The sequence below is a fragment of the Burkholderia reimsis genome (genome assembly GCF_003294055.1).
Lineage (GTDB): Bacteria > Pseudomonadota > Gammaproteobacteria > Burkholderiales > Burkholderiaceae > Burkholderia > Burkholderia cepacia.
Genome location: NZ_QMFZ01000002.1, coordinates 141077 through 155461, shown reverse-complemented (window position 1 = coordinate 155461; position 14385 = coordinate 141077). Strand labels below are relative to the sequence as shown.

At 65.7% G+C, this 14385-nt stretch carries 15 protein-coding genes and 1 pseudogene; 4 read left to right on the top strand and 12 right to left on the bottom strand.

Translation table 11 applies throughout. The annotated features are described in order from the left end of the window. The first annotated feature begins 130 nt into the window (after positions 1 to 130). The 3 genes from DPV79_RS03625 (at position 131) to DPV79_RS03610 (ending at position 3134) form a co-directional block, all read left to right on the top strand. The gene (locus DPV79_RS03625) at positions 131 to 664 is read left to right on the top strand and encodes a winged helix-turn-helix transcriptional regulator (RefSeq protein ID WP_048021188.1); all 534 of its coding nucleotides are present in this window, start codon (positions 131 to 133) and stop codon (positions 662 to 664) included. Positions 665 to 1001: 337 nt separating this feature from the next. Next, positions 1002 to 2297 carry an MFS transporter gene (tcuC, locus tag DPV79_RS03615; RefSeq protein WP_113044796.1) on the top strand — a complete coding sequence of 432 codons (1296 nt, stop codon included), beginning with the start codon at positions 1002 to 1004 and terminating at the stop codon, positions 2295 to 2297. Positions 2298 to 2351: 54 nt separating this feature from the next. Next, entirely contained in the window at positions 2352 to 3134 is a 783-nt protein-coding gene (locus DPV79_RS03610) for a substrate-binding domain-containing protein (protein ID WP_042973569.1), read from the top strand. A gap of 24 nt (positions 3135 to 3158) precedes the next feature. On the opposite strand, the gene dctA is transcribed toward DPV79_RS03610, so the two are convergent. The 11 genes and pseudogenes from dctA to DPV79_RS03555 all read right to left on the bottom strand — a co-directional run bounded on the left by dctA (position 3159) and on the right by DPV79_RS03555 (position 13109). Beyond that, the gene (gene dctA, locus DPV79_RS03605; RefSeq protein ID WP_113044795.1) at positions 3159 to 4487 is read right to left on the bottom strand and encodes a C4-dicarboxylate transporter DctA; all 1329 of its coding nucleotides are present in this window, start codon (positions 4485 to 4487) and stop codon (positions 3159 to 3161) included. 33 nt (positions 4488 to 4520) lie between these two features. Further along, positions 4521 to 5444: a LysR family transcriptional regulator gene (locus DPV79_RS03600; protein WP_027790154.1), complete on the bottom strand. Its 924-nt coding sequence runs from the start codon at positions 5442 to 5444 to the stop codon at positions 4521 to 4523. A 17-nt stretch (positions 5445 to 5461) separates the two neighbouring features. After that, positions 5462 to 5743 (bottom strand): annotated as a pseudogene (locus DPV79_RS03595) (helix-turn-helix domain-containing protein); the annotation flags it as partial. Between the two features lie 69 nt (positions 5744 to 5812). Then, a complete protein-coding gene (locus DPV79_RS03590) occupies positions 5813 to 7015 on the bottom strand; it encodes an MFS transporter (RefSeq protein ID WP_113044794.1) in 1203 nt (400 codons plus the stop codon). Positions 7016 to 7159: 144 nt separating this feature from the next. Beyond that, a complete protein-coding gene (locus DPV79_RS03585) occupies positions 7160 to 8587 on the bottom strand; it encodes an MFS transporter (protein ID WP_059586403.1) in 1428 nt (475 codons plus the stop codon). A gap of 205 nt (positions 8588 to 8792) precedes the next feature. Beyond that, positions 8793 to 9236, bottom strand: a complete 444-nt coding sequence (gene aroQ / locus DPV79_RS03580) for a type II 3-dehydroquinate dehydratase (protein WP_021157525.1) — start codon at positions 9234 to 9236, stop codon at positions 8793 to 8795. Positions 9237 to 9255: 19 nt separating this feature from the next. Next, positions 9256 to 10089 carry a shikimate dehydrogenase gene (aroE, locus tag DPV79_RS03575; protein WP_113044908.1) on the bottom strand — a complete coding sequence of 278 codons (834 nt, stop codon included), beginning with the start codon at positions 10087 to 10089 and terminating at the stop codon, positions 9256 to 9258. Continuing rightward, positions 10089 to 11309, bottom strand: a complete 1221-nt coding sequence (locus DPV79_RS03570; RefSeq protein ID WP_021157527.1) for a CaiB/BaiF CoA transferase family protein — start codon at positions 11307 to 11309, stop codon at positions 10089 to 10091. The genes aroE and DPV79_RS03570 overlap by 1 nt, the downstream gene beginning before the upstream one ends. Then, positions 11309 to 11767, bottom strand: coding sequence for a MaoC family dehydratase (locus tag DPV79_RS03565; RefSeq protein WP_048021204.1), 459 nt, complete (start codon positions 11765 to 11767; stop codon positions 11309 to 11311). The genes DPV79_RS03570 and DPV79_RS03565 overlap by 1 nt, the downstream gene beginning before the upstream one ends. A 2-nt stretch (positions 11768 to 11769) precedes the next feature. Further along, on the bottom strand, positions 11770 to 12162 hold the full coding sequence (locus DPV79_RS03560) for a VOC family protein (RefSeq protein WP_059553860.1): 393 nt from the start codon (positions 12160 to 12162) through the stop codon (positions 11770 to 11772). After that, positions 12159 to 13109, bottom strand: a complete 951-nt coding sequence (locus tag DPV79_RS03555) for a ketopantoate reductase family protein (RefSeq protein WP_027790148.1) — start codon at positions 13107 to 13109, stop codon at positions 12159 to 12161. Before DPV79_RS03555 ends, DPV79_RS03560 begins: the two co-directional genes overlap by 4 nt. Before the next feature lie 132 nt (positions 13110 to 13241). Between DPV79_RS03555 and DPV79_RS03550 the strand changes: the two genes are divergently transcribed. Beyond that, positions 13242 to 14162, top strand: a complete 921-nt coding sequence (locus DPV79_RS03550) for a LysR family transcriptional regulator (RefSeq protein ID WP_042973576.1) — start codon at positions 13242 to 13244, stop codon at positions 14160 to 14162. On the opposite strand, the gene DPV79_RS41950 is transcribed toward DPV79_RS03550, so the two are convergent. Beyond that, positions 14138 to 14353 (bottom strand): hypothetical protein, encoded by a 216-nt coding sequence (locus DPV79_RS41950; RefSeq protein ID WP_133295612.1) that lies wholly within the window; start codon positions 14351 to 14353, stop codon positions 14138 to 14140. The genes DPV79_RS03550 and DPV79_RS41950 overlap by 25 nt on opposite strands. Between the last annotated feature and the right edge of the window lie 32 nt (positions 14354 to 14385).

Here is a 14385-nt window from a genome sequence, read left to right as displayed (position 1 = left end):
GAATTTTTCGGCACTTGAACTGGGAAGGCGACCGGCTCTTTGGGGGGAAACGTCCTGTCGACGCTCGTGCGACTCTTATAATGAGACTCACTCTCGGCGACGATCGCCGGGGCTAATCAGGGAAACGGCCATGCGCTCGAAGGGTTTTGACGGAATGGTGTGCCCGATTGCCGGCGTCATGGCGGCGATCGGCGACCGATGGGGCTTGCTGATACTGCGCGACCTTGTCTGCGGGCTCAGCCGGTACGACGAGTTTCGCCAGTCGTCCGGCATCACCAACGCGACGCTCAGCGACCGGCTCAAGCATCTGGAGGCCAACGGCCTCGTTGAGCGTAGGCGCTATCAGGTGAATCCGGAGCGATTTGAATATCTCCTGACTCACAAGGGCTGGCAGATCGCCCCGGTGATGCCGGTACTTGCCCAGATTGGGGACAGTCTGGACGTTTCCGGCGCTTCGGCGCCTCCGATGAAGTTCGTGAATCGAAAGACAGGCGCCGAGGTGCGGTGGAGCTTTATCGACCAGGAGACGGGGGAGCGGACCGACGCAGCGGATCTGGAGGTCCAGGAAGGTCCCGGCGCAGACGAGCTGGTCCGCTGGCGCCTGTCGCACGGTAACCGGCGTCGCCGAAAAGCAGATCCGCCAGGCGGACGAGCGCCTGCTTGATGGTCGCCCGGGTTTCTCCGTAGAACTTCATCAGGTCCTTCCCGGACACCTCGTCAGGCAGCATGCTGCGCCGGCGATCGTGGGCGATCCTGGCAAGCCGCGCATCCTCGGCCCTCGCCGAGTGTTTCGCTTGATCAGCTCGACATCTCGTGATGCCCACCGACGTCGCCCGGCGTGCAGGCGCTGATCGAAACAGGCGACGCCGTGTCGATTGATAACCTCAGTGCATCAATTCTTCCAAAAATCGCACTTATCGTTTGATCGACGCCGGGAGAACATTCCGGAAAACGACAATCGTCCCGCCCCGCATATTTCCGGATTTTCAGGAGACACCTCGATGCACCCCTCGTCCAGCCTTCCGGCCGAACGTTCGAAGGCCGCCGCGATCTTTCGCGTCACGGCCGGCAATTTTCTCGAGCAGTTCGACTTCTTCCTGTTCGGCTTCTACGCCACGCAGATCGCCAATGTCTTCTTCCCTGCGCAAAGCGAGTTCGCTTCGTTGATGATGACCTTCGCCGTGTTCGGCGCCGGCTTCCTGATGCGGCCGCTGGGCGCAATCGTGCTGGGCGCGTACATCGACGAGGTAGGCCGCCGCAAGGGCCTGATCGTCACGCTGTCCATCATGGCGAGCGGCACCATCCTGATTGCGTTCGTGCCGGGCTACGCGTCGATCGGGCTGCTGGCGCCCGTGCTCGTACTGATCGGGCGGCTGCTGCAGGGCTTCTCCGCAGGCGCCGAGCTGGGCGGTGTATCGGTCTATCTCGCCGAGCTGGCAACGCCCGGCCGCAAGGGCTTCTTCACCAGCTGGCAATCGGCCAGCCAGCAGGTTGCGATCGTCATCGCGGCGGGCCTCGGCTTTGCGCTCAATCAGTGGCTGAGCGCATCGCAGATCGCCACCTGGGGATGGCGCGTGCCGTTCTTCGTCGGCTGCATGATCGTGCCGTTCATCTTCATGCTGCGCCGCAACCTGGAGGAAACCCAGGAATTCAAGGCGCGCAAGCATCGCCCGGGCATGAAGGAAGTGTTCGGCACGCTGGTTCAGAACTGGGGCGTCGTGGTCGCCGGCATGATGCTGGTCGCGATGACCACCACGAGCTTCTATCTGATCACCGTCTATGCGCCGACCTTCGGCAAGACGGTGCTGCATCTGAGCACCGCCGACAGCCTGCTCGTGACGCTCTGCGTCGGCGTGTCGAACTTCGTGTGGCTGCCGATCGGCGGTGCGCTGTCCGATCGGTTCGGCCGTCGGCCGCTGCTGGTCGGCATGACGATGCTCACCGTCCTGACCGCCTATCCGGCGCTGTCGTTCCTCGCTCACGCGCCGTCGTTCGCCAACATGCTGCTCGTCCTGCTCTGGCTCTCGTTCATGTACGGGATCTATAACGGTGCGATGGTCGTCGCGCTCACCGAAGTGATGCCGGTGCAGGTGCGCGTCGCGGGCTTCTCGCTCGCCTACAGCCTCGCGACGGCCGTGTTCGGCGGCCTCACGCCGGCGATCTCGACCGGGCTCATTCACATGACGGGCGACAAGGCCGCACCCGGCTACTGGATGAGTTTCGCCGCGGTGTGCGCGCTGCTTGCGACGTTCGCGCTCTACCGTCACCGCACGGCGACGCTCACGCCGGCGCATTGATGTTCAGCCCATCCGAAACCTCACCCATCCACACGAATTCGCATGACCACGACCATGAGAAATCAGCTCCTGAAATTTTGCGCGACCGCGCTCGTCGCCACCGCGGCGTTTGCGGCCAACGTGCAGGCGGCCGAGCTCCACGTGATGAGCTCGGGTGGCTTCACGGCCGCCTATAAACTGCTCGGCCCGCGGTTCGCGTCCACGACCGGCAATACGCTCGACACCGCGCTCGGCCCGTCGATGGGCAAGTCGCCCGAAGCGATTCCGAACCGGCTCGCGCGCGGCGAGCCCGCCGACGCCGTCATCATGGTCGGTTACGCGCTGGACGAACTGATCAAGCAAGGCAAGGTCATCCCGGGATCCCGCGTCGAGCTGGCCGATTCGCGCATCGGCATGGTCGTGCGCGACGGCGCGGCAAAGCCCGACATCAGCACCACCGAAGGTCTCAAGCAGGTGCTGCTGCACGCGAAGTCGATCGCCTACTCGGACAGCGCGAGCGGCGTGTATATCGAACGCGAGTTGTTCAAGAAGCTCGGCATCGAGGAGCAGGTGAAGTCCAAGGCGAAGATGATCCCGCGGATTCCGGTGGCGTCTGTCGTCGCGAACGGCGACTACGAAATCGGCTTCCAGCAGGTCAGCGAGCTGCTGCCCGTCCACGGTGCGACCTTCGTCGGCAAGATTCCCGAATCGCTGCAGTCCGTCACGCGCTTCGCTGCCGGCATCCCCGTCGGCGCGCAGCATCCGAAGGAAGCGAAGGCGCTGCTCGATTATCTGGCGTCGCCCGACGTGCAGGCCGACGTGCAATCGACCGGGCTGGATTCCGCTTCCGCTCATTGAGCCTGATCGACGGGAAGGCTGGTGTCAGACCGTCTTCCCGTCACCGCCGCCGTCTCCCGCGACACCGTTTTCATCGGCCCCGTCCGGCGAGGCCGGCCCGCCCGCCGCGAGCCTCTGCGCAAGACGCGTACGATCGCACGCACCTTCCCACAGCGAAACGAAGATCACCGCGCACGCATTGCTGATCACGCTGGTTAGCGCGCGTGCCTCGGACATGAAGCGATCGATGCCGACCAGCAGTGCGACGCCGGCGACGGGCAGGTCGGGCATGACGGCGAGTGTGGCGACCAGCGCGACCAGCCCGCTACCGGAAACACCGGCCGCCCCCTTCGATGTGAGCAGCATGATGGCGAGCATCACCGCGATCTGCGACGCGGAGAGCGGCACGTCGCACGCCTGGGCGATGAACAATGCCGCGAGCGTCAGATAGATCGCGGTACCGTCCAGATTGAAGGAATAGCCGGCCGGCAGCACGAGCCCCACGATGCCCTTGTCGCAGCCGAGTGCCTCCAGCTTGACGATCAGACGCGGCAGAACCGGCTCCGTGGACGATGTCGCGAGGACGATGAGCAATTCTTCGCGCATGTAGCGCAGGAGCCGCCACAGCGCGAAACCATGCAGTCGCGCGAGCGGTGCGAGCACCAGCGCGACGAACAGCACGCAGGCCACGTAGAAGGATGCCATCAGCTTCGCGAGCGAGCCGACCGAACCGATGCCGAAACGGCCCACCGTGAACGCCATCGCGCCGAATGCGCCGAGCGGCGCGAGCCGCATGATCATCGCGAGCACACGAAAGACGACCTGGGCGACACCGTCGATCAGCGCAAGAACGGGCCGGCCGGCCCGCGGGTGCGCATTCAGCGAGAAACCGAACAACAGCGACAGCAGCAGCACCGGCAACACTTCGCCTTTGGCGAACGCGCCGAGCATCGTGTCCGGAATCACGCTCAGCCCGAACTCCACAAGCCCCCGCGGCTCCGCATGCTTCGCATACGGAGCGAGGATGCCTGGATCCAGGTGGTGGACATCGACGTGCATGCCGGCGCCGGGCTGCAGCACATATGCGGTGACGAGTCCGAGCGCGAGCGCAGCGGCGGTCAACAGATAGAAGAGCGCCAGTGCCCGCACGATCGTGCGGCCGATCGCCTTCCCGTTCGCCAGCGACGTGATGCCCGAGACGATCGTGCAAAAGACGATCGGGGCGATGGTCATCTTGACCAGGCCGACGAACGCATCGCTGAGGGGCTTGAGCATCGTGCCCGCCGCGGGCCATGCGTGACCGATGCCCATGCCGAGCATCATCGCGAGCAGAACCTGCACGTAAAGCGATCCAAGCGGCCTGGCCAACCTCACTGTCCGGTCTTCCTTCGTGTCTCTCTGTCGTCGTTATGCCGATGCGCCACTGCTTGCGGTCCCGCCACGCTTCGCCTCGATGACCATCCGATGAAATGCCTCGGCGGCCGGTGTGAGCGGTCGTCCGCGCCGCTTCACGATTCCCACGCGCCGTTTGACGACCGGTTCGACGAGCGGCACGCTCGTGAGAATCGGGTGGTCATGCCCAGGCATCGCCATCGACGGGACCGCGGCGACGCCGAGCCCCGCTTCGATCAATCCGAGCAGGGTCGTCACGTGGCGTGTCTCGCAGACGCTCGGCGCGCGCGGCGCGACGGCGGTCAGCGCCTGGTCGAGCAGCAGACGGTTGCCGGAAGTCTTGTCGACCGACACATAATCGTGCTCGTAAAGCTCGTTCCAGGTCACGCGCTTCTTGCGCGCGAGCGGGTGGTCGCGGCGACAGGCGGCAACGAAGCGTTCCTGGAGCAGCACCTTGAACTCGATCTCAGCCTCCTGGCTGCCGATGAAGCTCACGCCGAAATCCGCCTCGCCGCTGATTACAGCCCCGAGCACCTCGTTGGCGCTTGCATCGAGCAGTTTCACCCGGATGCGCGGAAAGCGCTGATGATAGCGCGCGACGATGGCGGGAAGAAAGTAGTAGGCGACCGACGGCACGCACGCGATCGTCACATGGCCCAGGCGGCTCGATGAAACGTCGCGAATGCCGAGCAGGGCGGCATCGAGATCGTCGAGCAGTTGTTCGGCACTCTGCGCGAACACGCGCCCGACCGTGGTGAGCGAGACGCTGCGCGTGGTGCGCTCGAACAGTCGCACGCCGAGCGCTTCCTCGAGCTTGTCGATACGGCGGCTCAAGGCCGGCTGGGAGATGTTGACTGCGTCGGCGGCCTTTCGGAAGCTGCCCGTTTCCACGACGGCGCGAAATGCCTGCAAGTCGGTTAAATCGAAGTTGATCCCCACAGGCAAGTCTCCGCCACTCAGATGCGGTGCATTGTGCATGATTCTGCCGGCGCCATGCGCGTTGCGTCGCCTGAAACCGATGTCTTCGGGTTTGCCCGCCGTGGTTGCCCGAACCGCGCCCGATAGTCCCGCGGTGATCCGCCGATGCATGTTGCAAACGCACGCTGCAACGCGTCCACGCTTCCGGATCCCGATCGTTCGGCTATCCGTTCGAGCGGCCGGTCGGCCCGCTCCAGCCGTGCCTTCGCACGCCCGACCCGCGCAGCCGGCACGTAACGGGCCGGTGAGAGTCCGGTCTCTTAGAGGCGTGTGATCCTTGCGCCGTGGCAGATCGTCGGATCGCGGAAATCGAGGAGATTTCGAGGAGATTACCTGGCGACCAAGGTCGCGTGGATGACTTTTGGCAGCCACGCATACGCAATCGTTACCAGCGTCACGCCGACGACGAGCATCGGCACAACCATCGGCCACGCGCCAGCTTGATAACGCGGATCGGCGAATCCCGCTGCCGTTTGTCCTACGCTGAACGCGAAGAACATCATGATGAAGCCGGACCAGGATACGGCGCGGCCTGCAAGTTGAGGCAGGCCGCTGACCGCCCCCGCCTGCCCGCACGGCTGATGGATTCCGTGGCCGAGGCAATACACGCCATGCCCGACGAGCAGCGGCCAGATGCTGCCGGGAAGCAGCGCGCACCCCAATGCCTGGATCACCGCGCCGCAGAGGCTCAGCGTTGCGCCTTGCCGCACCGTTCGCAACATGCTCTGACGGCGCAGCAGCACGCGGCAGCCGAACGTGCTCAGGACATAGACGAGCGTACCGCTCGCCGGTATCCAGCCATAACGCTGGGGCGAGATGCCGAACTGCCCGATGTAGATGGCCGGAGACAGCAGCAGAAAGCAGAACATGCCGGTGTACGTCGACGCGGCCAGCAGTGTCCATACCCTGAACGGGGCATTGCCGAATATCTCGCGGACCTCCCGGGTCGAGTCCCGGCTCGGCGCGCTTCGCGCGAAGCTTTCCTCGAAGCCGTACCAGCACATGACGAGCAGCCCGAACGCATACACGCTCATCCCCGCGAGCACCCATCGCCATCCGGCTTGCTGTGCGACATACGCACCGAGGATCGGGGCGAAGAACGCCATCATTCCCATTCCCATGAAACCGCGCGCCATCACGTACGGGCCGTCGCCCGCCGAATACCGGTCGCGCACTGTCGCACGGGCGCATACCAGTATCGCGGCCATGGCCAGCCCCTGCATCGCGCGAGCGGCCACCAGCATCGCCGCGGTCGAGGCCAGCGCAGCGGCCAGTGCGGACAGCGCATAGAGCGCAAGGCCGGCCAGCAGGACGGGGCGGCGGCCGAACCGGTCGGAAAGGCTGCCCATCGGCAATTGCCCGACACCGAATATCAGCGCGAAAACCGTGAGGCTGACACTGGCGGAGCCCAGCGTGGCGGCGATTTCGGGCAGCGCCGGCAGGTAACTGTCGGTCGCCACCGGCTGGGCCGCCAGCAGAAGCGGCAACATGAGCGCGAAGTTCAGGCGAGCGGGTCGCGTGGAGTCCGGCATGGCGGTTTTCGACACGGTATCGGGCATCGTGCTTCGAGTAAGGGCAGCGGTTACGCCACGTTGCTCGCCCGGCGAGGGCGGCCGCGGCGAGCTGAAATGGCTGGGCGGCAGGGGCGCCGAACCCGGCGCCCCGCCGAACGCCGGCTAGCTGCCGACGGATCCGGGCACGGGTTCGCGCGCGATGCGATCGTGCGACAGCGCCTCGGCGCGCAGCAGGTCGTATTCTGCCTTGCCGACCGGTTGCGCGTTCGCGCGGCCCAGGTCGTTCAAATGGACACGACTGGTCTCGCGTGCGCTCCAGGCCGCGAGCGACGCGATCACGGTGATGCCGAACGCGATCGCACCGACGATCAGCCAGACGTGACGGGCGCCGGGCGGCGCGACCGCGGTGAACAGCGCGGGCAGCATCGCCGTGGCCGCGGTACCGAGGTTCTGCGCGATGGCCATCGCCGAGACGCGCGTGCGGGTCGGGAAGAGTTCCGGGTAAAAGGCGGGAAATACCGCGTTGTAGCCCTGGTACACCACGCCCCACATCAGCATCGACATCACGAATGCGAGCGGCACGTTCCGGATGCTGATCGCATACAGGTACGCGAACGCGAGCAGCCCGGCGGCCAGCGAGCCGACGATGATCGGCGGCCGGCGGCCGACGCGGTCGGACAGGTTGCCGACGAACGGAATCACGATCATCGCAACGATATTGCCGACCACCGTGATCCAGAGATAGACATCCTTCTGGAATCCGATTCCATATGCAGGCTGAACCGCATAGGCCGCGCCGAAGATCGTCGCGACGACCGGAATCACGTTCATCATCGACATGCAGGCCACGCGCAGCATGTCGGGAAAGTGGTGCCTGAAAGCGTCGGCCACCGGCGAGCCGGCTTGCGACCGGTTGCGTACCGCTTCGTCGAAGGCCGGCGACTCGTCGACCTCGCGGCGAATGATCAGGCCCGCCACGATGACCAGCGCACTCAGCAGGAACGGAATGCGCCAGCCCCAGCTATCGAATTGCGCGGACGGCATGTAGTAGGCGAGCGGCAGGAACACGGCGGCGGCCAGCACTTGCCCGGCCTGCACGCCCTGCAGCGTGAAGCTGACGAAGTAGCCGCGCCGGCCGAACGGCGCGTGTTCCAGGATCATCGAGCTCGCGCCGGTGATCTCGCCGGCCACGGCGAAACCCTGCAGCAGGCGCAGCGTCACCAGCAAGGCGGGCGCGATCAGCCCGGCCTGCTGATAGGTCGGCAGGAGACCGACGCCGACGGTCGAGATGCCCATCAGGAACATGCAGAACAGCAGGACGGTTTTCCGTCCGCGCGTGTCGCCGAGATGGCCCAGCACGAACGCGCCGATCGGGCGGGACACGTAGCCGACGCCGTAAGTGGCCAGCGACGCGATGATGGCCGTCGTGGGGCTGCCGTGCGGAAAGAATATCTGCGGGAAGATCAGCGCCGATGCCGTGGCGTAGATGAAGAAATCGTAGTATTCGAGCACCGATCCGATCCAGCCGCTGATCGCGGCTTTTCTCGATTGGTGCCTGCCCCTGGGCTCGTCTCGCAAGGTCGTGGTCATCGTCGTCTCCGGATATTGATATGTGTGCCGGGCAAGGCGGTGATGCGGGGAGTCGTCACTGCCCGATGTGTCGACCCCGTCGTGCGACCTGACCGCGGCCCGTCGATACGGCGCGCGGCGAGCACGCGCGGTGCGCAACGCCGCGTCCTGGCGACGGCTGCGCATGCGCGTCGGTCCCGCATCGGCAGCCGATGCGGGAATCGGCTTATTCGTCGCCGAGCGCCGAAACCGCGGCCCTCAGCGCGAGCAGATAACTTTGGACACCGAAACCGCAAATCTGCCCGCTGACGATCTCGGCCAGGACGGAGTGATGCCGGAACGGCTCGCGTGCGTGAATGTTGGACATGTGCAGTTCGACGATCGGGCACGTGAGGATCGCCAGGGCATCGCGAATGCCGTAGCTGTAATGCGTCCATGCGCCCGCGTTGATCAGCACCGCGTCCTGGTGTTCCTCGAAAGCGCGATGAATGCGCTCGCACATCGCGCCTTCGTGGTTCGTCTGGAACGATTCCACCTGCACACCCAGTTCCGTCGCCAGCCCTTGCAGCCGCGCATCGATCTGCGCGAGCGTGATCGTCCCGTACTGCGCCGGATCGCGCTTGCCGAACATGTTGTGATTGATGCCGTGCAGCATCAGGATCTTCTTCATGCGAATCTCCGTTGCGTGTTCAATCAAAGGGCACGGCCAGGCGATCGATCACCGCGCTGGTCCGGGGGCGTACGCCGCGCCACCACGCGAACGCTTCGGCCGCCTGCTCGACCAGCATGCCGACGCCATCCGCGATTCCATGTACGCCTGCGTTTTTCGCGAGCCGGAGAAACGGCGTCAGACGCTTGCCGTATGCCAGTTCGTAGGCCGTGCCGGCCGGACTGAACACGCTCGGCGGAACCGGCGGCAGGTCGCCGGTCAGGCTCGCCGACGTGGCATTGACGACCAGGTCGAAACGCCCCATGCGTGCGAGGTCCGCGTAACCGCTGGCAACGAGCGGGCCGCGTCCGGCAACCTGCGCGGCCAGTGCGCGCGCCTTGTCGACGTCGCGGTTCGCGATGACGAGTTCCGCCGGGCCGGCTTCGAGGAACGGCAGCAGCGCGCCGCGTGCCGCGCCGCCGGCACCGAGCACCAGGACACGCTTGCCGGCCATCGGCAGATTGAGGTTCGTTTCGATATCGCGCACCAGCCCGATGCCGTCGAAGTTGTCCGCCAGGATGCGGCCGCCTTCGAACTTGAGCGCGTTGGCCGCGCCCGCGAGCTGCGCGCGCTCGCTGCGTTCGTCCGACATCGCGAACGCGTCGAGCTTGAACGGCGCGGTGACGTTGATGCCCTTGCCGCCGCCGTCGAAAAACGCGCGAACCGCGTCAGCGAAGGCGCCTGCCGGTTCGATCGGCCCCTCGATCGCCGTATAGCTGAGGTCCTGCCGCGTCTCCTGCGCGAAGAGGCCGTGAATCAACGGGGATTTCGTGTGTCCGATCGGATTGCCGATCACCGCGTATTGGTCGGTCATCATTGGCTCGCCTTTGAGTAGAGGACGCCGTCGGCCTGCATCGCGTCGATTTCGGCCGAATCGAACCCGAGGGAGCGCGCGATCTCCGCGTTGTGCTGCCCGAGATCGGGCGCGACGTCGCGAATCGTCGTATCGCAATCGGAAAACCGGAACGGCAGGTTGGGCAGGCGCAGCGTCCCGTAGCGCGGATGCTGTTGCTCGACGACCATGCCTCGTGCCTGGATCTGCGGATCGTTCAACACCTCGTCGATGCGCTGCACCTTCGCGCACGGAACGTCGATGCCGTCCAGCAGATCCAGTACCGACGCGACCGAACGCGCGGCCACCCACGGCTCGACCACCGACAGAATTTCCGCGCGGTGCGCATTGCGGCCGGTGCTGTCGTGAAACCGCGTGTCGGCGCCGAAGCCCGCCGGGCCGCCGTGCGTCGCGATCAGCTCGGCGAAGCGCTTCCACGCGTCGTCGACTTGCGCGGCGATCACGAGATCGCCGTCCGCGGCGCGGAATACGCCGTAGAGCGTCGAGGTCGGCATGTCGTGCCCGGTCTGCTCGGGCAGCACACCCTGCAGCGTGTAGCACTGCACCGCGTATTCGTGCATCGATACCAGCGTGTCGTACAGCGCCATGTCGACGTGTTGCCCGCGGCCGCTCTTCACGCGTCCCAGCAGCGCGGCATTGATGGCCGCGACCGCATGGATGCCGGTGTACATGTCGCCGAGCGAGATGCGCAGCAGCGGCGGCCGCTCGCCCGGCGTGCCGACCATCTGCATGATCCCGCTCTTGGCTTCCGCGATCAGCCCGAAGCCCGCGCGATGCGCGTCGGGGCCGGTATGCCCGTAGGCCGAAATCGAGCAGTAGACGAGGCCCGGATTGCGCGCCGACAGTTCGGCATAACCGAGCCCGAGCTTGTCCAGCGCGCCCGGCCGATAGTTCTCGATGAACACGTCGGCCGAGTCGCACAGCCGCTGCATGAACGCCTTGCCGCGCGCGTCCTTCATGTTGACGCTCACGCCGCGCTTGCCCATGTTGAGCTGCAGGAAGTAGCCGCTTTGCTGGTCGTCGAGCACGGTCGCGTGCTGCCGTCCGGCGTCACCGGACCCGGGCCGCTCGACCTTGATGACTTCGGCGCCGAGCGCCGCGAGACAGCGCCCGACATACGGCCCGGCAAGGAAGTGACTGTAGTCGACGACGCGAATGCCTTCGAGTGGGCGAGCCTGCATTACAGTGCCTCCGGGCGGCGCGGCACCATCAGGCGATGCTCGCCGCGTTGAACGACCTGACCGTCCTGATTGATCAGCTCCGACGGCAGCACGACGATGCCCCAGTCCGGGCGGCTCTTGCTCGCCCGCATCGAGCCGACGCGGAACTTCACGTGCAGCACGTCGCCGACCTTGATCGGCAGCAGGAAATCCCAGGTCCAGCCGAGCGACATCCCCGGCAGAAAGCGATAGTCGCTCTGCGTCTTCAGGCCGTCGGCGATGGACAGGCCGAACAGCCCGTGCGCGACGAGGCACCCGAAATGGCTCGCGTTCGCGTATTCCTCGTCCACGTGGACGGGCGTATGGTCGCCGGTGAGGTCGGCGTACGCGAGAATGCGCTCCTTGGTCACGACGTAGTTCGGGCTCGTGCACGTGTCACCCTCGCGGGCGTCGTCCCAGTATTTTTCGACGATCGTCATGGTCACGCCTCCGCGCGCGGGTTGATTGCCAGCGCCTGTGCGACGCAGGAAGCCGGCCGGGCCTGGATCAGTTCGACGGCGAGCCCGTCGGGCAGGCGAAGCCAGTTGCGCCCCTGCGGCATTTCCGTCACGCCGAATCGTTGGGCCGCGGCCAGCGCGGCCTCCAGGTCTTCGCACATCACGCCGAGATGGGCGAGCCGGCCTTCCGGGCCTTCGTATTCCGGCGCGTGAATGAACTGCAGGCCGCCGAGCGTCCAGTACTGCCGCGGTGCGTCGAGCGTGCCGTCGACTTCGCGCAGTGTCATGCCGAGCACGTCCTCGAAGAAACGGATGTGCCAGCGGATGTCCTTCACCCAGATCGCGACGTGTTCGAGATAGGCTTTCTTGGCATTCATGCGGCCGCCTCCTGCCGTTGGCGGTCGGCCATCGCGCGTTCCAGCCCCTTGATGCACGCGACGAGCGTCGCATTGACCGGTGTCGGCACGCCGTAGCGCTGGCCCCAGCGCACGACCGAACCGTTGATGAAGTCGATCTCGGTGATCGAGCCCTTCTCCAGGCTTTGCAGCATCGACGTCTTGAAGGTCGCGGGCAGCCCCTCGGCGGCCAGCGTCCATGCCTGTTCGGGATCGGTCATCGACAGCTTCACGCCCGCAGCCTGCGCCGCCGCGATCGCCTCGGCCACGGCCGCGAGCGACGTCGCCTTCAGCAGCGGCTCGTCGTAAAGCTGCCCGTAGGTGAGGCCGGTCAGGCCCGTCAGCGCACCCGTCGCGACGTTCACCAGCAGCTTGTCCCACATCGTGCCGACGATGTTGTCGCTGATCGTCGTGGCGAGGCCGGCGGCATTGAACGCCGCGGCGATCGCCTCGACACGCGGTGTGATGCGGCCGTCGAGTTCGCCGATGTAGGTGTATTTGCCGATCACGCCGGATTCGATATGGCCCGCGCCCCGCAGCACGCCGCCGACGTAGGTCTTGCCCGCGAGGACGCGCTCGCGGCCGACGACGTCGATCAGGATGTCCTCGTGTCCGAGGCCGTTCTGCAGCGACAGCACGGCGGTATCCGGCCCCACCAGCGATTGGGCGCCGCGGATGGCCGCATCGGTGTGGAACGACTTGACCAGCACCACCACCAGGTCGGCCACGCCGACATCGGCAGCCCGGGTCGTCGCGTGGACGCGCACGTGGCGGGTGCCGCCGGCATCGTCGACGCGCAGGCCGTCGCGGCTCATCGCATCGACGTGCGCGGGCGAGCGGTCGATCAGCCAGGTCTCATGGCCGCCTTGGGTGAGGGTGGCGCCGATCGCGCAGCCCAGTGCGCCGGCGCCCAGAATTGCTATTTTCAATGGATTCTCCTGTGTCGACCGGAGTTGGCGCTTTGGCGCCTTACTCGGGTTCCATGCAAAGCTGACGTATGGCATCACGATAGGCGTTGCCGCTCATGCCGCCAATGCAATGGATACAATGGCGTCATTGCCATCGACAATAACGCCGCGATGCCCGCCGACCTGCCCGACCTGAAGCTGCTTCAGCTTTTCGATCTCCTGTACGACGTGCGCAGCGTCACGCGCGTAGCCGAGCAACTGGGCCAGAGCCAGCCGACGGTCAGCATCTGGCTCGGGCACTTGCGGGAACACCTGCACGATCCGCTTTTCATCCGGACGCCCGGCGGCATGGCGCCGACACCGCAAGCCGACGCGCTGATCGGGCCATGCCGGGAAATTCTCGAATCCCTGCGGCGCTTCACCGCGTGGGAGATCGCGTTCGATCCGGCGACGGCCCAGCGACGGTTTCGCATCTGCATGACCGACGCGAGCCACATCACGCTGCTTCCGCGGCTGCTGGCCCATGTCCGGGCGCAGGCGCCCGGCGTCCGGCTGGAAGCCGCACGGATCGACGGCAATACGGAGCGCGCGCTCGAATCCGGCGAAGCCGATCTCGCGATCGGCTATGTGCCGTGGCTCGGCGGCGGCATTTATCAGCAGAAGCTGTACGACCAGGACTGGGTATGCCTGGCCAACCGGCATCACCCGAGGATTCGCGGTCGCCTCGGGGCGAAGCAGTATCGTTCCGAAGGACATGTCGCCATTACGGCGGGAACGGGCGCGCAACTCCTCGAGCAGGCGCTGCGGCAGGCGCGCATCGAGCGCGACGTCGTGCTGGAGCTGCCGGGTTTTCTGGGACTGGGGGCGATCGTCCAGACGACCGACCTGATTACGACGCTACCCCGTCATATCGGCCAGACACTGGCTCAGGCGAGCGATCTGGCGGTTCATGCGTGCCCGATCCCGGTCGACGGGTTTGCGGTACGGCAGCATTGGCATGCGCGATATCACCATGAGGCGGGCAATCGATGGCTGCGTGGTGTCGTGATTCAACTGTTCGGTGCATCGGATTGACCTGCGGGTTTGGCGTTCGCGATGGATGCCGGACTGGCCGGCGTCGGGTTGGATGCGAAACGTCCTGAAAGCCATATTTTTCGACGTTTTACGTCGACGTTCGATTCGGTTGAGATTTTTTCAGTCGCATCGAGGCGATATGATTTCTCCAGCCCCAACACCGTCGGCCGATCCATGAAGCGCGCCAGCATCGCTGCGACGCGGCCCCGCAAGCACGAGAGAG